This window comes from Streptomyces sp. NPDC090045, from assembly GCF_044747975.1.
Lineage (GTDB): Bacteria > Actinomycetota > Actinomycetes > Streptomycetales > Streptomycetaceae > Streptomyces.
In genome coordinates, this window is record NZ_JBIVFA010000001.1 from 63,930 (window position 1) to 83,604 (window position 19,675).

A 19,675-nucleotide genomic window follows, 5' to 3' on the forward strand; every position below is an offset into this window, starting at 1 on the left:
ATACAGGTGAACCGAGTCCGACACGACGTGTGGGCAGACTCGGTCCACCCGTACCGCCCCCACATGCGTCACTAGGCAGGTCACGATGGACGACACGAACACCGGCCCACTCGCGGGCTTCACCGTCGGCGTCACCGCTGCCCGGCGGGCGGACGAACTCATCGCGCTGCTGCGGCGGCGCGGAGCGGCGGTGCTGCACGCGCCCGCGCTGCGGATCGTGCCCCTCGCCGACGACAGCGAACTCCTCGCCGCCACCAAGGAACTCATCGGCTGCGCACCGGACGTCGTCGTGGCCACCACCGCCATCGGCTTCCGGGGATGGATCGAGGCCGCCGACGGGTGGGGCATCGGCGAGGAACTGCTGGAGCGGCTGCGGGCCACCGAACTCCTCGCGCGCGGACCGAAGGTGAAGGGCGCCATCCGAGCCGCCGGGCTCGTGGAGACCTGGTCCCCGGAGTCCGAATCCCTCGCCGAGGTACTGGAACGCCTGCTGACGGCCGGGGTGGCTGGCCGGCGGATCGCACTCCAGCTGCACGGGGAGCCGCTGCCCGGCTTCGTCGAGGCGCTGCGGGCCGGCGGAGCCGACGTGGTCGTGGTGCCGGTGTACCGGTGGATGGCGCCGGAGGACCTCGGGCCGCTCGACCGGCTGCTCGACGCGATCGTCGGCGGCGGGGTGGACGCCGTCAGCTTCACCTCGGCGCCGGCGGCCGCCTCCCTGCTGTCCCGGGCCGAGGAGCGGGGCGTACGGGAGGCCGTGCTGGAGGCACTGCGCGGCCCGCTGGTGTCCGCGTGCGTCGGGCCCGTGACCGCGCTGCCGCTGCAGGCGCACGGGGTGGCCACGGTGCAGCCGGAACGCTTCCGGCTGGGCCCGCTGGTGCAGCTGCTCTGCCAGGAGCTGCCGGGCCGGGCCCGGGTGCTGCCGGTGGCCGGGCACCGGGTCGAGATCCGCGGGCACGCCGTTCTGGTGGACGCGCGGCTGCGGCCGGTCCCGCCCGCCGGGATGGCCCTGCTGCGGGCCCTGGCCCGGCGGCCCGGCTGGGTGGTGGCCCGCGCGGAACTGCTGCGGGCGCTGCCGGGCGCGGGCCGCGACGAGCACGCCGTGGAGACGGCGATGGCCCGGCTGCGGGCGGCGCTCGGCGTGCCGAACCTGATCCAGACCGTCGTCAAGCGGGGGTACCGGCTGTCGCTGGACGCGGGCGGCGAGACCAAGTACGGGGAGCTCCCGCTGGACGCCGTGACGGCCAGGGGGGTCCTCGGCTAGCGTGCCGGGATGATCATTGACGGCGTGGAGATGAGGGGCGTCGAGCTCGGCGACGCCGCCGGGCTGGCGGAGACGTTCGCGCGGAACCGGGCGTTCATGGCGTTCGTGGAGCCGAACCGGTCGGACGCGTACTACACGGAGCAGGGCCAGCGGGAACGCATCGAGGGGATCCTCGCCGAGCGGGACGCGGGGCGGATCCTCCCGTACGTGCTCGTGGAGACGGCCACGGGCGCACCCGTCGGCGCGATCAACCTGGGCTCCATCGCCCACGGGCCGCTGTGCAGCGGCGGCCTGGGCTACTGGGTCGACCCCGCCTGGCACGGCAAGGGGCTGGCCACGGCGGCGGTGGAGGAGGTCTGCCGGGTCGCCCGCGACGAGGTCGGCCTGCACCGGGTGGAAGCCGGGACCCTGGTCGACAACCTCGCCTCGCAGCGGGTGCTGGCGAAGGCGGGCTTCGAGTTCTACGGCCTCGCCCCTCGCTACCTCCACATCAACGGCGCCTGGCGCGACCACCGCCTCTTCCAACGCCTCCTCCACGACAACCCCCCACCCCTTTAGCCGGGGCGCCGTTTCAGCCCCTCCGGCGTTTGAGGAGCGGGGTCTGGGGCGGAGCCCCAGGGGGCACCTCCCAGCGGTAGCTGGGGGGAGAAACCCGGCTCCGCCGGGTACCGGGCTCCGCCCGGACCCGCTCCTCAAACGCCGGAGGGGCTGATTTTGGCCGGCGTCAGCTCACAAGTGCGCGCATCGGCGTATCCAGCCTCGCCGGCGATTGAGGCGCGGGGTCCGGGCAGAGCCCGGGGAACGGAGGAAGGGCGGGTAGGGGACGGCTTCGCGCAGCGGCGACCCGGGCCCACCGGTTCGGGGGCTTCCCCCGCAGGCGGCAGGCGGGCAATCTGGTACGGCACCCCACGACGGGAGGCTGACGGCATGCGGTTCGATTCCGGGCGCGTCTGTCTGGACCTGGTGGCCACCTTCACCCCCCACGAGGGGATCCCGGACGGCGACGAGCTGCGGGTCTGGCTCGCCGGGGCCGGGCTGGTGCCCGACCGGACACCGCTGGCGCGGGTGGGACCCGACTGGGCCGCGGCCTTCCGGGCCCTGCGCGGCGACGTGGAAACCCTCGTACGGGCGGAGCTCGCCGGCACCGCGGCCCCGTCCGCGGGCGCGGCGAACGCCCTTGCCCGGGTCAACGCGCTGGCCGCCGGACCACCCCCCGGACTGTGTGCCGTACGGGACCAAGAGGGGCACCTCGTACGGGAGTTGTGCGGCGGCGTGGAATGCGGCGCGCTGCTCGCCGCCGTCGCCCGGGACGCCGTCGAGCTGCTCACCGACCCCGGTGACCTGGCACTCCTGCGGGCCTGCGAGGGAGACGGCTGCACCCGCGTCTACCTGGACACCTCCCGCGGCCACCGCCGCCGCTGGTGCTCCAGCGAGCTGTGCGGCAACCGCGAGCGCGTCGCCCGGCACCGCCGCCGGGTCCTGGCGTCCGGATCCCGGTAACGCGCGTATCACTCAGCGAGACCGGTTCCGGAACGGGCGTGCGGACAGGGGGCCGGTTCGCGTACGGTTGACGGTCGCCCATGCACGTCAGAAGGGGGCCTTGGTGGCCGCGCAGAATGCCGCTGTCGACAGCACGGCGGATTCCGTCCGCGATCGGGAGATCGCGGTCGAGCAGACGCATCTCGACCACGTGTACCGACGCCTCGAGGAGAAGATCCACGAGGCGGAGTTCCTCATGAACGACGCCGCCAAGCGCGGCCAAGTGGGGACGCCCGGCGCACTCGCCGAGCGCGACGCGCAGGTCTTCCGGGCGGGCATCCACCTGAACCGGCTCAACAACGAGTTCGAGGACTTCCTCTTCGGCCGCATCGACCTGGTGCTCGGCAAGGACGGGGAGCGCGGCCCGGACGGCGCGTACACCTCCGTCGAGCCCGCCGACGACGCGATCCGTGCGGATCTCACGGCCGACGTCGCCGAGACGCTGCACATCGGCCGCATCGGAGTCCTGGACTCCGACTACGCGCCGCTGGTCATCGACTGGCGCGCCCCGGCCGCCGCGCCGTTCTACCGCTCCACGCCCAAGGACCCCGGCCGCGTCGTGCGCCGCCGCGTCATCCGCTCCAAGGGCCGCAAGGTGCTGGGCGTCGAGGACGACCTGATGCGCCCCGAGGTCACCGCCTTCCTCGGTGGCCGGGAGCTGCCCGCCATCGGCGACGGCGCCCTGATGGCCGCCCTCGGGCGGGCCCGTACGCACTCGATGCGGGACATCGTCTCCTCCATCCAGGCCGAGCAGGACCTGGTCATCCGGGCCCCCGCCGCCTCCGTCGCCGAGGTCGCCGGCGGACCCGGCACCGGCAAGACCGCCGTCGCCCTGCACCGCGCCGCCTACCTGCTCTACCAGGACCGGCGCCGCTACTCCGGCGGCATCCTGATCGTCTCCCCGACCCCGCTGCTCGTCGCCTACACCGAGGGCGTGCTGCCCTCCCTCGGCGAGGAGGGCCAGGTCGCCATCCGCGCGCTCGGCTCGCTCGTCGACGGTGCGGAGGCCACCACCTACGACTCCCCGGCCGTGGCCCGCATCAAGGGCTCCTCCCGGATGCTCAAGGTGCTCCGCAAGGCCGTACGGGGCGCGCTCGAACTCGGCGGCGCCCCCGACCGGCTGCGCGTGGTGGCCTTCGGCCGCCGCCAGGAGCTGGAGGCCGACGAGCTGAACCGGATCCGGCAGAACGTGCTCGGCGGCACCGCCCCGGTCAACCTGCTGCGCCCGCGCGCCCGCAAGCTGCTGCTCGACGCCCTGTACGCGAAGTCCGGCGGCGCCGGCCGGCACAGCGACCCGGAGCTGGCCGCCGAGCTGCGCTCCGCCTTCGACGAGGACATCTCCACCGAGGACGCCTTCATCGGCTTCCTGAACGCCTGGTGGCCCGAGCTGACCCCGCGCGCGGTGCTCGCCGCGCTCGCCGACGAGCGCCACCTCGGCCGCTGGTCGCGCCGGGACCTGAACCCGCGCGAGAGCCGCCAGCTGGCCCGTTCGCTGCGCCGGGTGGGCCCGGACGGCAAGGGCCCCCTCTCGGTGCACGACGTGGCGCTGCTCGACGAGCTCCAGCAGCTGCTCGGCGCGCCCGCGCGGCCCAAGCGGAGGCGGGAGATGGATCCGCTCGACCAGCTCAGCGGGCTGGAGGAGCTGATGCCCACCCGCGAGGAGACCCAGTGGGAGCGGGCCGAGCGGCTCGCGGCGGAGCGCACCGAGTACGCGCACGTCATCGTGGACGAGGCGCAGGACCTGACGCCGATGCAGTGGCGGATGGTGGGCCGCCGGGGCCGGCACGGCACCTGGACGGTCGTCGGCGACCCGGCGCAGTCCTCCTGGACCGATCCGGAGGAGGCGGCCGCGGCCCGCGACGAGGCGCTGGGCAGCCGGCCGCGCCGGCGGTTCACGCTGACGGTCAACTACCGCAACCCGGCGGAGGTCGCCGAGGTCGCCTCCCGCGTGCTGCGGCTGGCGATGCCCGGCATGGAGCCGCCGTCGGCGGTCCGCTCCACGGGGCTGGAGCCCCGGTTCACGGCCGCGGAAGGCGACCTCGGCGCGGCGGTCCGCGAGGAGACCCGGCGGCTGCTGGAGCAGGTGGACGGGACCGTCGGCGTGGTCGTGGCCATGGACCGGCGCGCGGAGGCCGCGGGCTGGCTCGCCGACCTGGGCGCGCGGGCGGTGGCACTGGGCAGTCTGGAGGCCAAGGGCCTGGAGTACGACGCCACGGTGGTCGTCTCCCCGGCGGAGATCGCGGACGAGTCCCCGGCGGGCCTGCGGGTGCTGTACGTGGCGCTGACGCGTGCGACGCAGCAGCTGACGGTGGTCTCGGCGGACCGGGACAAGCCGGACGCGGACGGGGTGCCGGAGCTGCTGCTGCCGTAGGGGTCGGGGTGGGGCCGCGCGGTGGCGGCCCCGGGGTGTCGGCCCGGCGGGGGCGGTTCATCGCACGGCTCCGGCCCTGCTCAAGGCCCCGTACATCCGTATGGTCCGCGGCCAGGAGCGTGGTGCCGTGAACCGACCGCGAGCAGGGGGATCACATTCGGCGATCCTTTGTTAGCCTGGGTACGGCACCGACTCGATCCAAGCCCCCGGGCCCAACCTTCGTCGCTTAGAGCGACCACTTGCCGCGAGGCGAGCATGGCGGGTCGGTGTCATAGACGTATAAATCACCAGGTCCGCGTCCTCCACCAGTGGAGGGCGCGGACCTGTTTTGTATGGACCCACCATTCCGAACACCCTTGCTATCTCGTATGGTGGAAGAGTCTTTCCGAAATTTGTAGCTGGTTACCTTGTACTGGCTGGTAGGTGGGACGATCGGACAACAGGTCCCCTGTCGTGCCTGCCAGGTTCTCGGCCGGTGCAGCGCGGGGCCCTGTGTTAAGCGAACCAGGGACAGAAGAGGAAACACGGCCATGGCAACGGCGCCCAGCGTCTCGTATTCGATGACGGTCCGCCTGGAAGTGCCCGCGAGCGGAACCGCGGTCTCCCAGCTCACCACCGCCGTGGAGTCCTCCGGCGGATCGGTCACCGGCCTCGACGTGACCGCCTCCGGCCACGAGAAGCTCCGGATCGACGTCACCATCGCCGCGACCTCCACCGCGCACGCGGACGAGATCGTCGAGAAGCTGCGCGGGATCGAGGGCGTCAGCCTCGGCAAGGTCTCCGACCGCACCTTCCTGATGCACCTCGGCGGCAAGATCGAGATGGCGTCCAAGCACCCCATCCGCAACCGTGACGACCTCTCCATGATCTACACCCCGGGCGTGGCCCGCGTGTGCATGGCGATCGCCGAGAACCCCGAGGACGCGCGCCGCCTCACCATCAAGCGCAACACCGTCGCAGTCGTGACGGACGGCTCCGCCGTACTGGGTCTCGGCAACATCGGCCCGATGGCCGCCATGCCGGTCATGGAGGGCAAGGCGGCCCTGTTCAAGCGCTTCGCCGACATCGACGCCTGGCCGATCTGCCTCGACACCCAGGACCCCGACGAGATCGTGGCCGCCGTCAAGGCCATCGCCCCCGGCTTCGCGGGCATCAACCTGGAGGACATCTCCGCGCCGCGCTGCTTCGAGATCGAGGCCCGGCTGCGCGAGGCCCTCGACATCCCCGTCTTCCACGACGACCAGCACGGCACCGCCATCGTCGTGCTCGCCGCACTCACCAACGCACTGCGCGTGGTGGGCAAGGCAGTTGGCGACGTCAAGGTCGTCATGTCGGGCGCCGGCGCGGCCGGTACGGCCATCCTCAAGCTGCTCCTCGCGGCGGGCGTCAAGAACGCCGTGAGCGCCGACATCCACGGTGTCGTGCACGCGGACCGCCCCGACCTCGTCGACGCGGCCCCCGACTCCCCGCTGCGCTGGATCGCCGACAACACCAACCCCGAGGGCTACACGGGCACGCTGAAGGAGGCCGTGGTCGGCGCCGACGTCTTCATCGGCGTCTCGGCCCCGAACGTGCTGTCCGGCGAGGACGTCGCCGCCATGGCGGAGGGCGCGATCGTGTTCGCGCTCGCGAACCCGGACCCCGAGGTGGACCCGGCCGTCGCCCGCCAGACCGCCGCCGTCGTCGCCACCGGCCGCTCCGACTTCCCGAACCAGATCAACAACGTGCTGGTCTTCCCGGGCGTCTTCCGCGGCCTGCTGGACGCCCAGTCCCGCACGGTGAACACGGAGATGATGCTGGCCGCCGCGAGCGCGCTGGCGGACGTCGTCGGCGAGGACGAGCTGAACGCGAACTACATCATCCCGTCGGTCTTCAACGACAAGGTCGCGGGCGCGGTCGCGGGCGCCGTCCGCAAGGCGGCGTCGGGCTCCTGAAGGGCTGCTGAGGCCCGCTGTGAGAGCCCTCACGGCGCACCGCTCCCGGCGCGTCGCGAGATGCGGGCCCGGCGGGGCGCCTCTAGGGTTGCGGGGATGCCCGCGGGGTCCGCGGTCCGCAGCGGCGTGCGAGCGAAGGCATGGACGGAGCGTCACCGCGGCGTGACTGTGGCGCTTTTCGTGTGACCCCGGCGGGTGCCGGATTGGCTTTCCCGCCGCTGGTGGGGGCAGGATGCGTAACCGGGCGAGAGGGTCTGACGTTCAGACCCGGGTCCGGGGACTGTCCTAGGGCCCTGGCAGCATCGGCTTCGATCTCACGCCTCTAAGGCAAGTTGAACACGGGAGTACAACATGAACCGCAGTGAGCTGGTGGCCGCTCTGTCCGAGCGCGCCGAGGTGACCCGCAAGGACGCCGACGCCGTTCTGGCCGCGCTCGCCGAGACCGTCGGCGAGATTGTCGCCAAGGGCGACGAGAAGGTCACCATCCCCGGCTTCCTGACCTTCGAGCGCACCCACCGTGCCGCTCGCACCGCGCGCAACCCGCAGACCGGCGACCCCATCCAGATCCCGGCCGGCTACAGCGTGAAGGTCTCCGCGGGCTCGAAGCTCAAGGAAGCCGCCAAGGGCAAGTAGTCCTGCCCCGGCGCCGAGGGCCGCGCAGGCCCTGGGAACGCCGGCAGTGCGCAGCAATACGTAGAACGGCGAAGGGCGGCCACCCCCGGGCGGGGTGGCCGCCCTTCGGCCTGTCCGGGGGCGTGCGGCGCCGGGCGCGCGGCGGCCCCGGGGCGTCCGGGTGGTCCGGGGCGGGCGGTGGCGCGGGGCGTGCGGTGGGTCCGGGCGGGCGTCGCAGGCCCCGTGAGGGCCTGTCAGGGCGCCGTGCGGGCCCGTTCGGCCCCCTCGGGTCCCGCCGGTCCCCCTCGTGCCCCCGTCGGGCGTGCGCGGGCGCAGGTGGGCACGTGAGTGCGTGTCAGGCGCCGGAGCACGCGGAAGCCCCCCGGCCCTTGAGGGGCCGGGGGGCTTCCGCGTACGCGGGTACGGATCAGCGGGTACGGCTCAGACGAGGTCGCCGCCGGGCAGCTCGACCTTCGCGCCGAGCTCCACGAGCTTCTCCATGAAGTTCTCGTAGCCGCGGTTGATGAGGTCGATGCCGTGCACGCGCGAGGTGCCCTCGGCGGCCAGCGCCGCGATGAGGTACGAGAACCCGCCGCGCAGGTCGGGGATGACCAGGTCGGCGCCCTGCAGCTTGGTGGGGCCGGAGACGACCGCCGAGTGCAGGAAGTTGCGCTGGCCGAAGCGGCAGGCCGAGCCGCCCAGGCACTCGCGGTACAGCTGGATGTGAGCACCCATCTGGTTGAGCGCCGAGGTGAAGCCGAGCCGGGACTCGTAGACCGTCTCGTGGACGATCGACAGGCCGGAGGCCTGGGTGAGCGCCACGACGAGCGGCTGCTGCCAGTCGGTCTGGAAGCCCGGGTGGACGTCCGTCTCCAGGGCGATGGCCTTGAGCGGGCCGCCCGGGTGCCAGAAGCGGATGCCGTCGTCGTCGATCTCGAACGCCCCGCCGACCCGGCGGAAGGTGTTCAGGAAGGTCATCATCGAGCGCTGCTGGGCGCCGCGCACGTAGATGTTGCCGCCGGTGGCCAGGGCCGCGGAAGCCCAGGACGCGGCCTCCAGACGGTCCGGGAGGGCCTTGTGGTTGTAGCCGCCGAGGCGGTCGACACCCGTGATCCGGATGGTCCGGTCGGTGTCGACGGAGATGATCGCGCCCATCTTCTGCAGGACGCAGATGAGGTCCTCGATCTCCGGCTCCACCGCGGCGTTGCTGAGCTCGGTGACGCCCTCGGCCAGGACGGCCGTCAGGAGCACCTGCTCGGTCGAGCCGACGGACGGGTAGGGCAGGCGGATCTTGCAGCCGCGCAGGCGCTGCGGGGCTTCCAGGTACTGGCCGCCTTCGCGCTTCTCGATGGTCGCGCCGAACTGGCGGAGCACGTCGAAGTGGAAGTCGATCGGTCGGCCGCCGATGTCGCAGCCGCCGAGGCCCGGGATGAAGGCGTGGCCGAGGCGGTGCAGCAGGGGGCCGCAGAACAGGATCGGGATGCGCGACGAACCCGCGTGGGCGTCGATGTCGGCGACGTTGGCGCTCTCGACGTGGGTGGGGTCGAGCACCAGCTCGCCCGGCTCCTCGCCGGGGCGGACCGTCACCCCGTGCAGCTGGAGCAGCCCGCGGACGACACGCACGTCACGGATGTCGGGAACGTTGCGCAGTCGACTGGGTTCGCTGCCGAGCAGAGCGGCGACCATGGCCTTGGGCACGAGGTTCTTCGCACCACGGACACGGATCTCGCCCTCGAGCGGGGTACCGCCGTGGACAAGCAGTACATCGTCACTGATGCCGGTCATGAATCTCGCGTTCCGGAGAGGGGTGGGCAGGGGGGCCAGGGAAAAGGGTAAGGGCCACCACCCCCTTGTTCGTAAGGCCGACGTGGCCGTAGGACTGTCATGAATTCGGTACAACACCCTGCGTATCCACCACATGGCGGAGCGTTGCGTTCCGGCTACTCCGTCCGTGCGCGCTCCTCGCTGCTGCCGTGCGCCCTGAGCTGCGTACGATCCGATCTCTCCGCCGGGGCCCCGCAAAGCGCGAATGTGCGGGATCATGGCGGCATGACCGAGGTGTCCTCCCTCACAGGGCGGTTGCTCGTGGCCACCCCCGCCCTCGCGGACCCGAATTTCGACCGCGCGGTGGTGCTGCTGCTCGACCACGACGAGCAGGGCTCCCTCGGCGTTGTCCTCAACCGGCCCACGCCCGTCGGCGTCGGCGACGTCCTGCTCGCCTGGGCGCCCCTGGCCGGCGCCCCCGGCGTGGTCTTCCAGGGCGGGCCCGTGGCGCTGGACTCGGCCCTCGGGCTGGCGGTCATCCCGGGCGAGGAGGGGCCGCTCGGCTGGCGCCGGGTGCACGGGGCCATCGGGCTCGTCGACCTGGAGGCGCCGCCGGAACTGCTGGCCGCGGCCCTCGGCGGCCTGCGGATCTTCGCCGGCTACTCGGGCTGGGGCCCGGGCCAGCTGGAGGAGGAGCTGGGCGACGGCGCCTGGTACGTCGTGGAATCGGAGCCCGGCGACGTGTCCTACCCCGACCCCGAACAACTGTGGCGCGCCGTCCTGCGCCGCCAGCGCAGCGAACTCGCGATGGTCGCCACCTATCCGGACGACCCGTCGCTCAACTGACGGCCGCGGGGTTAAGTACCCTGGGTTGCATGAGCACTCTTGAGCCCGAGCGCGGGACTGGCACGGGGACCCTCGTAGAGCCGACGCCGCAGGTGTCGCACGGTGACGGCGACCACGAGCGCTTCGCCCACTACGTCCAGAAGGACAAGATCATGGCGAGCGCGCTCGACGGCACCCCCGTCGTCGCGCTCTGCGGCAAGGTCTGGGTACCGGGCCGGGACCCGAAGAAGTACCCGGTCTGCCCCATGTGCAAGGAGATCTACGAGTCCATGGGCCCCGGCGGGGACAAGGACAAGGGCGGGAAGGACAATTGACGCGCACTCCCGGGCCTGTGTCCGGGGGCTCCTTCCACGGTGCTGAGGCCGTGCAGGCGGCTTCCTGTTTCATCGCGCTGTGCCGGGACCTTGGTCCTGGTCTTACCTGCGCTCCACGAGGCGTTTAGCCTGTCCGCCCGTCCGGCGGCCAGAGTGTTGATCGCTGCGTTCTCGTCGCGGTCATGGAGGGCCCCACACCTTTCGCACGTCCATTGGCGGACGTGCAGGGGTTTGGGGCCGTCTCTGTGTCCGCATACAGAGCAAACCTGGGATGTCGGTTCGAAGCGCCCGATCTTCCCGAAGTGGCGGCCGTGCTTGGCGGCCTTGTATTCGAGCATGTTCACGAACGCGGCCCAGCCGGCATCGAGCACGGATTTGGCCAGCCGTGTACGACTCAAGGCGCGCACTGCGAGGTCTTCCACGTACACCGCTTGGTTGTCGCGGATGAGGCGTGTTGACGTCTTGTGGTGCCAGTCCCGTCGCCGGTCCGCCACCCGTGCGTGCTGCCGGGCGACCTTCAGGCGGGCCTTCGCTCGGTTCTTCGAGCCTTGTGCCTTGCGCGAGAGCTCCTGCTGCAGCCGCTTCAGCTTCTTCTCGGCCCGGCGTAGGAACCTCGGGGAGGAGATCTTGGTGCCGTCGGACAGGACGGCGAAGGTGGAGAGTCCGAGGTCGATGCCGATCTCGGACTCGCTATCGGATAGGTGCTTGGGGCCTGTCTCCACGACGAAGCTCACGAAGTACCGCCCAGCCGAATCCTTCACGATGGTCAAAGACGTCGGAGTGGCCGGGAGTGGTCGTGACCATTTGACCTTGAGGTCGCCGATCTTGGCTGCGTAGACCCTGCCGCTGCTTTTCAAGGCGAAGGCGCCCCGGGTGAGTCGAAATGATTTGCTGGCGTCCCTCTTCGACTTGAACCGCGGCGGACCCGCCCTGGGGGCCCTTGCGCTCGCCCCTCGCGCAGGCGAAGAAGTTCTTGAACGCGGAATCCAGGTCCCGTAAGGACTGTTGCAATGCCACAGCCGACACTTCGCTCAGCCACCCGCGTTCATCGGTGCGCTTTGCCTGGGTGATCCGTTCCCTGGAGAGTTGTGCCGATGTCACGTAGGGCAGCCCATCCCTGTGCGCGTCCTTACGGGCGCGCAGGCAGTCGTTCCACACCACGCGAGCGCACCCGAACGCCTGGGCCAGCGCTTGACGCTGCGAGGCTGTCGGAAACGCGCGGTAGTTGTATCGCAACTGCATGTATTGAAATCTAGGACTCCAGTTCTGCTCGATGGTAAGGAACACCCGAAAAGATAGATATTGCCCTTATCTGATCAATTTCTTATTGGTTTGAGTGGAGCGAGGATTGAGGATCCCCGCGGTCTGGAATCAAGGCCCCCGGTGCGCCACAGCGTGCTCGGGGGCCTTTGCCGTGTCCGCGGGGCGCGTTAGGGTCGGCGCCACGAGCACTCTGTGGAACGGACGTTGCGCAGGGTGCAACACGCTGCCGCGAAGGGCCGACGCATGGACCTGACCCGCATGGACCTGATCCCGGCACCCCGGGTTGCTCGCTTCCACGAGGACGGGAGCCGGTTCGCCTTCGGGCCCGAGCCGTGTCTCGACGCCGGGCCGGGGACCGGGACGGTCGCCCGCTGGCTGCGGCGGGAGCTCGGGGCGGCCACCGGGTGGGACCTGCCCGCCGCCCCGGCCGGCCGGAGTACGGAGCTGCGCCTGCGCATCGATCCCGGCGGCGTGGGGGAGGCGGGGTCGGAGGCGTACCGCATCGAGATCGGATCCGACGGCGCCGAGCTGACGGGCGCGACCGCCGCCGGGCTGTTCTGGGCCGCGCAGACGCTGCGTCAGCTGCTCGGGCCCGACGCCTACCGGAAGGCGCCGCCGGTGGGGCCGGGGCGGGCGTGGAGCCTGCCGTACGGGGCGGTCGTGGACGGCCCGCGGTTCGGCTGGCGCGGGATGATGCTCGACGTGGCCCGGCACTTCCTGCCCAAGGACGGGGTGCTGCGGTACATCGACCTGCTCGCCGCCCACAAGCTCAACGTGCTGCACCTGCACCTGACGGACGACCAGGGCTGGCGGGTCGAGATCAAGCGGTACCCGCGCCTCACCGGGGTCGGCGCGTGGCGGGAGCGCAGCCGGTGGGGGCACCGGGCCTCGCCGTTGTGGAACGAGACCCCGCACGGCGGCTTCTACACGCAGGACGACATCCGCGAGATCGTCGCGTATGCCGCCGAGCGCCACGTCCGGGTGGTCCCGGAGATCGACGTACCGGGGCATTCGCAGGCCGCGATCGCCGCGTACCCGGAACTGGGCAACACCGACGTGGTCGACACGGCGGCCCTGGGGGTGTGGGACGACTGGGGGATCAACGAGAACGTCCTCGCGCCGACCGAGGCCGTGCTGCGGTTCTACGAGGGGGTCTTCGAGGAGCTGCTGGAGCTGTTCCCCGCGGAGGTCTCCCCCTTCGTGCACGTGGGGGGCGACGAGTGCCCGAAGGCGCAGTGGAAGGCCTCCGCCACCGCGCAGGAGCGGATCCGGGAGCTGGGGGTGGACGGGGAGGACGGCCTGCAGGCCTGGTTCATCGGGCACTTCGACGGCTGGCTGGCGGCGCGCGGGCGGCGGCTGATCGGCTGGGACGAGATCCTGGAGGGCGGGCTCGCGCCGGGAGCGGCCGTCTCCTCGTGGCGCGGCTACGCGGGCGGCATCGCCGCCGCCGAGGCCGGGCACGACGTGGTCATGTGCCCCGAGCAGCAGGTGTACCTGGACCACCGCCAGGCGGGCGGCGGGGACGAGCCCATGCCCATCGGGTACGTGCGCTCGCTGGAGGACGTCTACCGCTTCGAGCCGGTGCCGCCGAAGCTGTCGCCGGAGGCGGCCGCGCACGTGCTGGGCGCGCAGGCCAACGTGTGGACCGAGGTGATGGAGAACCAAGACCGGGTCGACTACCAGGTGTTCCCGCGGCTCGCGGCCTTCGCGGAAGTGGTGTGGTCGTGGCAGCCCGCCCCGGAGGAGCGCGACTTCGCCTGGTTCGAGAGCCGGATGGCCGCGGGGCACTACGCGCGGCTGGACGCGCTCGGGGTCGGTTACCGGCCACCGGGCGGGCCCCTGCCGTGGCAGCGGCGCCCCGGGGTGCGGGGACGCCCGATCGAGGGCGCGCCCCCGAACGTGTGACACGCGGCCGGGGCCGCGGACCTGAACGGAATGGGAACGGGTCCGGAACTCTGCCTGCATTTCCCGCTATACGGGGAAAGTCGGACGTTCGGGGAGGAGGGTCGTCGAAGGCGGCACGGCGGGCCGTACGGGGCGCCGGGCACGGGGCCGGGCAGGGCCGGGGCGCAGGCGTGCGGGAGCCGGGCGCGGGGGCGTGCGGGGGGTCGCACGGGGGCGGGTGGCACCGGGTGGACCCTCGCGCCGGGCGGCCCGGAAGATGTGCCAGAGTTGCCACGTCCCGGCGGTGAGCACGTACCGTACGGCGGACAGGCGTGAGCGCCGGGACCGGGACATCGGGAAGGGGCAGCTGGGTTGACCACGCACGCACCGCATGCACTGCACGCACCGGATTCATCTCAGGGCCCCCACGGGCCCCAGGCGGCGCAGTCCGTGACACTGCCGGCCTCGCTCGACGAGGCCGTGGCGGCGCTCACCGCCATGCCCGCGGCCGTGCCCGTCGCAGGTGGCACCGACCTCATGGCCGCCGTCAACGCCGGGCTGCTGCGGCCCGCCGCGCTGGTGGGCCTGGGCCGGATCAACGAGATCCGCGGCTGGCAGTACCAGGACGGCCACGCGCTGCTCGGCGCCGGCCTCACCCACGCGCGGATGGGACGGCCGGATTTCGCCGCACTGATCCCCGCGCTGGCCGCCGCCGCGCGCGCCGCCGGGCCCCCGCAGATCCGCAACGCGGGCACCCTCGGCGGGAACATCGCCACCGCCGCGCCCACGGGTGACGCACTGCCCGTACTGGCCGCGCTGGAGGCCGTCCTCGTCATCGTCGGCCCGGACGGGCAGCGGGAGATCCCGGTGTCGTACCTGCTGGCCGGCCGCGAGATGCTGCGGCCCGGCGAGCTGATCGGTTTCGTCCGCGTTCCGCTGCTGCACGCGCCGCAGGTGTTCCTCAAGGCCACGGGACGTACCGGGCCGGGGCGCGCCGTGGCGTCCGTGGGGCTCGTCCTGGATCCCGCGCGCCGGGGTGTGCGCTGCGCGATCGGCGCGGTGGCCCCGATGCCGCTGCGGCCCCTGGAGGCCGAGCAGTGGGTGGCCTCGCTGATCGACTGGGACGGCGAGCGGAGCCTGGCCCCCGAGGCGCTGGAGGCCTTCGGCGAGTACGTCGCGGCCGCCTGCGTGCCCGACCAGGGGGAGCCGGTGGCTCCCGGTGTACTGCATCTGCGGCGGACGGTGGCCGTGCTGGCACGCCGGGCGCTGGGGAGGGCACTGACCTCATGAGCGAGAACGAGAACGAGAACGTGACCCAGGGGAACGGCACGGCGAGCTGGGGCTGGGAACCGGTCCCGCAGGGCGGCGAGTACGACTCGGACGCCACGGCCTTCGTGAAACTGCCGCAGGACATGCTGGACGCGCTCGGCACCGGGGAGCCCCTCGCGGCGCCCGGGCACGGGTACGTGCCGCCGCCGATGATCGTGCCGCTCGGCACGGCCACCACGGATCCGGCGGCCACGGGTACGTGGACGATCCCGGTGCAGTGGCCGGAGGCGGGGGGTTCGGCCCAGGGCGAGCCGGGGTCCGCGGGCGGTTCGGGTCACGGGTCCGGTCCCGGGGCCGGGTCCGGCCCGGTGGGCGGGCCGATCCCGGCGTCGATCCCGATCCCGGCGTCGGTCGCCGCGGCGTTCGCCGAGGCGGAGCCGGAGCCGCTGACCGATCCCGGTGCGACGGCGGAGTGGCGGTTCCCGGAGGCGGCGCAGGAGCCCGAGGCGGCCTCTTCGGCGACCGGCCAGTGGGCCGTCCCCGAGTTCTCCGAATTCTCCGGACAGCAGGGTGACTTCCGGCCGGGCGGGCTGGACGCCGACTGGAGCCAGGCCCCGGCGACCCTGCCGGGCGGCGCTCCGGCGCCGTGGGCGTACCTGACGCAGCAGCCGGCCGGGGAGCCGGACGGTCACCTGGACGGGAACCTGGGCGGGAACCTGGGCGCGGGCGTCCTTCCGGGCGTTCTGCCGGGCACGGACGAGGCCGCGGCGGCTTCGGCCGCCGCCGCCGCGACGGCGCACGGCGCCGGGCGGCTGCTCGGGGGACCCGGAGTGGGCGCCGCCGGGCGCGGGCCGCGCGTGCTGGGCGGCCCCGGTGTGGGCACCCCGCTCCCGGACGCCGAGCCGGTGCACCCGGCCCCGCACGACATCGAGGCCGCCCACGGCCCGGCGGCGGAGCAGCCCGAGGGCGCCCGGACCGCCGAGCACGCGGAGCAGGTCGGGCACGTCGGACACGCGGGCCAGGCCGGGCACGGCGAGCACACGGAGCACGTCGGGCACGGCGAGCACGTCGGGCACGCGGAGCAGGGCGAGCACGCCGGGTACGGGGAGCACGCCGGGCACGGCGCGTACGCCGGGCCGGCGCCGCACGCGGGCACCGACGGGCGCGGTTTCACGGCCTTCGGCGAGACGCCGGAGCCGGGCGGGGCTGCCGAGCCCGCCGCCCCGCAGCCGGTGGCCGCAGACGGCCTGGACCTCTTCGGCGGAGTACGGGCCGAGGCACAGCCCGACGAGCCCGTGCACCCCGCCGAGCCCGCGCAGCCCGGGGGCACCGACGGCCACGGCTTCTCTGCCTTCGGCCACGCGGTGCCGGAGCCGGTGCTGGACCAGGACCAGGTGCCGGTGCCTGCGGCGGACGACGCCGCGCCCGGGGCGGAGCCGGCCCTGCCGGAGCCCGGCCGCGCGGACGCCGACGCCGGTTCGCCGGAGGAGCCGGCCGCGGCGGAGCCCCCGGCCGGCCTCATGCCGGGTGCGGACACCGCCGACAGTGATGTGGCACTCCCGGACGCGGGGACCGGCCAAGGGGTCCCGGCCGCGGTGGCGACGTACGAAGAAGGAACGGCGGCCGAGGCCGTCGCCCATCACGAGCACCCGCAGGCCTCCTACGTCCTGCGCGTCAACGGCGCCGACCGGCCCGTCACCGGCGCCTGGATCGGCGAGTCCCTGCTCTACGTGCTGCGCGAGCGCCTCGGCCTCGCCGGCGCCAAGGACGGCTGCTCGCAGGGCGAGTGCGGCGCCTGCGCCGTGCAGGTCGACGGCCGGCTCGTCGCCTCCTGCCTGGTCCCGGCCGCGACGGCCGCCGGCAGCGAGGTCCGCACCGTCGAGGGGCTCGCGACGAACGGGGAACTCTCCGACGTGCAGCAGGCGTTGTGCAGGTCGGGTGCGGTGCAGTGCGGGTTCTGCGTGCCCGGCATGGCCATGACCATCCACGACCTGCTGGAGGGCAACCACGCCCCCAGCGAGCTGGAGACCCGTCAGGCGCTGTGCGGCAACCTCTGCCGCTGCTCCGGCTACGCGGGGGTCGTCGACGCCGTGCGCGAGGTCGTGGCCGAGCGCGAGGCGGCCGCCGCCGAGCCCACTCCGGACCAGGGCCAGACCGCGGGCCAGACCGCGGGCCAGACCGCGGGCCAGGCCCCGGAGGCGCGCATCCCGCACCAGGCAGCGCCCGGCGAGGGCGGCATCCACCACGGAGGCACGGCGTGAGCGGGCAGGACGCGGCGACGGCGACGGCGACGACAACTGTGAACAGCACGGTGACGGCCCTGGCCGCCCCGTCGGCGGAGGCCTCCGAGCAGCAGGTGCCGCGCGGCATCGGCGCGTCCGTGCCCGCCACCGACGCCCGCGCCAAGACCGAGGGCACCTTCCCCTACGCCGCCGACCTGTGGGCCGAGGGCCTCCTGTGGGCCGCCGTGCTGCGCTCCCCGCACGCCCACGCCCGCATCCTGTCCATCGACACCACGGCCGCCGCCGAAATGCCCGGCGTGCGCGCCGTCGTCACCCACGCCGACGTCCCCGGCGCCACCACGCACGGCCGCCGGATCGCCGACCGGCCGGTGTTCGCGCACGACGTCGTACGCCACCACGGCGAGCCCATCGCCGCCGTCGCCGCCGACCACCCGGACACCGCGCGGCTCGCCGCGGCGGCGATCGCCGTCGAGTACGAGCTCCTCGACCCGGTGACCGACCCCGAGCAGTCCTTCGGCGCGCCCGCCCTGCACCCCGACGGCAACCTGATCCGGCACATCCCGCTGCGCTACGGCGACCCGGAGGCGACCGGCGACGTGGTCGTCGAGGGCCTGTACCGGATCGGCCGCCAGGACCCCGCCCCCATCGGCGCCGAGGCCGGACTGGCCGTGCCCCGGCCCGACGGCGGCGTGGAGCTCTACACCGCCTCCACCGACCCGCACACCGACCGCGCCCTGGCCGCCGCCTGCTTCGGCCTGGAACCGGACCGCGTACGCGTGGTGGTCACCGGCGTGCCGGGCGCCACCGCGGACCGCGAGGACGCCGCCTTCCAGCTCCCGCTCGGCCTGCTCGCCCTGCGCACGGGCTGCCCGGTCAAGCTGGCCGCCACCCGCGAGGAGTCCTTCCTCGGCCACACCCACCGCCACCCGACCCTGCTGCGCTACCGCCACCACGCGGACGCTGAGGGCCGCCTCGTCAAGGTCGAGGCGCAGATCCTCATGGACGCCGGCGCCTACGCCGATTCCTCCTCCGAGTCCCTGGCGGCGGCGGTGGCCTTCGCCTGCGGCCCGTACGTCGTCCCGCACGCCTTCGTGGAAGGCTGGGCGGTCCGCACCAACAACCCGCCCTCCGGCCACGTCCGCGGCGAGGGCGCCATGCAGGTGTGCGCCGCGTACGAGGGCCAGATGGACAAGCTCGCGGCCGCCCTCGGCATGGACGGCGCGGAACTGCGCATGCGCAACGTCCTGGCGACGGGAGACCTGCTCCCCACCGGCCAGACCGTGACCTGCCCGGCCCCGGTGGCGGAACTGCTGCGCGCTGTACGGGATTTCGAGCTGCCCGCCCTCCCGAAGGACACCCCGGAGGACGAGTGGCTGCTGCCGGGCGGCCCGGAGGGCGCGGGCGAGCCGGGCGCGGTGCGCCGCGGCGTCGGCTACGGCGTCGGCATGGTGCACATGCTCGGCGCGGAGGGCACGGACGAGGTCTCGACGGCCACGGTGAAGGTCGTGGGCGGCACGGCCACGGTCATCTGCGCGGCGGTCGACACCGGGCAGGGCTTCGGCACGCTGGCCCGCCAGATCGTCCAGGAGGTGCTGGGCGTCGACGAGGTGGCGGTGGCCCCCGTGGACACCGACCAGCCGCCGGCGGGCCCGTCGGCGCACGGCCGCCACACGTGGGTGTCGGGCGGCGCGGTGGAGCGCGCGGCCAAGATGGTCCGCACCCAGCTCCTGCAGCCCATGGCCCACAAGCTGGGCATGTCGACGGAGCTCCTGCAGATCGCGGACGGCCGGATCACCTCGTACGACGGCGCCTTCTCGATGAGCGTCTCGGAGGCCATAGAGGGCAAGGAGCTCTGGGCCACGGCCCAGTGCCGCCCGCACCCGACCGAACCGCTGGACGCGGACGGCCAGGGCGACGCCTTCGTGGGCCTCGCCTTCTGCGCGATCCGCGCGGTGGTGGACGTGGACATCGAACTCGGCTCGGTACGCGTCGTGGAGCTCGCGGTCGCCCAGGACGTGGGCCGCATCCTCAACCCCCGCCAGCTGGAGGCCCGTATCGAGGCGGGTGTCACCCAGGGCGTCGGCGCGGCCCTGACGGAGAACCTCCGCACGGTCTCCGGCCTGGTCCGCCACCCCGACCTGACGGGCTACGCACTGCCGACGTCGCTGGACGCGCCGGCCGTGCGCATCGTCAAACTGGTCGAGGAACGCGACGTGGTGGCCCCCTTCGGCGCGAAGGCGGCGAGCGCGGTCCCGGTGGTGACGACCCCGGCCGCGATCGCCTCGGCGGTACGCGCGGCCACGGGCCGCCCGGTCAACAGGCTCCCGATCAGGCCGTCGGCGGCGGTGGCATCGCCCAACTCGTGACCACGTGAT

The 19,675-nt window shown here is 73.3% G+C and carries 13 protein-coding genes and 1 pseudogene; 12 read left to right on the forward strand and 2 right to left on the reverse strand.

All coding sequences use genetic code 11. The features are described 5' to 3' along the window. Positions 1-85 precede the first annotated feature (85 nt). From ACIPYQ_RS00270 to ACIPYQ_RS00295, 6 genes are all read left to right on the forward strand, one after another. Positions 86-1,261 (forward strand): uroporphyrinogen-III synthase, encoded by a 1,176-nt coding sequence (locus ACIPYQ_RS00270; protein ID WP_401244820.1) that lies wholly within the window; start codon positions 86-88, stop codon positions 1,259-1,261. 9 nt (positions 1,262-1,270) lie between these two features. Then, on the forward strand, positions 1,271-1,819 hold the full coding sequence (locus tag ACIPYQ_RS00275; protein WP_401244822.1) for a GNAT family N-acetyltransferase: 549 nt from the start codon (positions 1,271-1,273) through the stop codon (positions 1,817-1,819). Positions 1,820-2,188: 369 nt separating this feature from the next. Continuing rightward, complete coding sequence (locus ACIPYQ_RS00280) at positions 2,189-2,761, forward strand: CGNR zinc finger domain-containing protein (RefSeq protein ID WP_401244824.1); 573 nt, start codon at positions 2,189-2,191, stop codon at positions 2,759-2,761. Between the two features lie 103 nt (positions 2,762-2,864). Further along, on the forward strand, positions 2,865-5,171 hold the full coding sequence (locus ACIPYQ_RS00285; protein WP_401244826.1) for a HelD family protein: 2,307 nt from the start codon (positions 2,865-2,867) through the stop codon (positions 5,169-5,171). 530 nt (positions 5,172-5,701) lie between these two features. Further along, entirely contained in the window at positions 5,702-7,105 is a 1,404-nt protein-coding gene (locus ACIPYQ_RS00290) for an NAD-dependent malic enzyme (protein WP_361768910.1), read from the forward strand. Positions 7,106-7,456: 351 nt separating this feature from the next. Continuing rightward, entirely contained in the window at positions 7,457-7,738 is a 282-nt protein-coding gene (locus ACIPYQ_RS00295; RefSeq protein WP_007264399.1) for an HU family DNA-binding protein, read from the forward strand. Between the two features lie 420 nt (positions 7,739-8,158). Here the strand turns inward: ACIPYQ_RS00295 and murA are convergent, their stop codons facing one another. Then, the gene (gene murA, locus ACIPYQ_RS00300) at positions 8,159-9,502 is read right to left on the reverse strand and encodes a UDP-N-acetylglucosamine 1-carboxyvinyltransferase (protein WP_030388665.1); all 1,344 of its coding nucleotides are present in this window, start codon (positions 9,500-9,502) and stop codon (positions 8,159-8,161) included. Between the two features lie 264 nt (positions 9,503-9,766). Between murA and ACIPYQ_RS00305 the strand changes: the two genes are divergently transcribed. Together ACIPYQ_RS00305 and ACIPYQ_RS00310 are read left to right on the forward strand one after the other, a co-directional pair. Continuing rightward, on the forward strand, positions 9,767-10,327 hold the full coding sequence (locus tag ACIPYQ_RS00305; RefSeq protein ID WP_361768908.1) for a YqgE/AlgH family protein: 561 nt from the start codon (positions 9,767-9,769) through the stop codon (positions 10,325-10,327). 29 nt (positions 10,328-10,356) lie between these two features. Further along, positions 10,357-10,641, forward strand: coding sequence for a DUF3039 domain-containing protein (locus ACIPYQ_RS00310; protein WP_215018346.1), 285 nt, complete (start codon positions 10,357-10,359; stop codon positions 10,639-10,641). On the opposite strand, the pseudogene ACIPYQ_RS00315 reads toward ACIPYQ_RS00310, so the two are convergent. Then, positions 10,587-11,883: pseudogene (locus ACIPYQ_RS00315) on the reverse strand (RNA-guided endonuclease InsQ/TnpB family protein). The gene ACIPYQ_RS00310 and the pseudogene ACIPYQ_RS00315 overlap by 55 nt on opposite strands. A gap of 264 nt (positions 11,884-12,147) precedes the next feature. On the opposite strand from ACIPYQ_RS00315, the gene ACIPYQ_RS00320 reads away from it, so the two are divergent. The 4 genes from ACIPYQ_RS00320 (at position 12,148) to ACIPYQ_RS00335 (ending at position 19,666) form a co-directional block, all read left to right on the forward strand. Beyond that, entirely contained in the window at positions 12,148-13,809 is a 1,662-nt protein-coding gene (locus ACIPYQ_RS00320; protein ID WP_401244829.1) for a beta-N-acetylhexosaminidase, read from the forward strand. Between the two features lie 375 nt (positions 13,810-14,184). Further along, a complete protein-coding gene (locus tag ACIPYQ_RS00325) occupies positions 14,185-15,078 on the forward strand; it encodes an FAD binding domain-containing protein (protein ID WP_361768916.1) in 894 nt (297 codons plus the stop codon). Then, a complete protein-coding gene (locus ACIPYQ_RS00330) occupies positions 15,075-17,318 on the forward strand; it encodes a 2Fe-2S iron-sulfur cluster-binding protein (protein WP_401244831.1) in 2,244 nt (747 codons plus the stop codon). The genes ACIPYQ_RS00325 and ACIPYQ_RS00330 overlap by 4 nt, the downstream gene beginning before the upstream one ends. A gap of 50 nt (positions 17,319-17,368) precedes the next feature. Next, positions 17,369-19,666, forward strand: coding sequence for a xanthine dehydrogenase family protein molybdopterin-binding subunit (locus ACIPYQ_RS00335; protein WP_401246061.1), 2,298 nt, complete (start codon positions 17,369-17,371; stop codon positions 19,664-19,666). Positions 19,667-19,675: the final 9 nt, after the last annotated feature.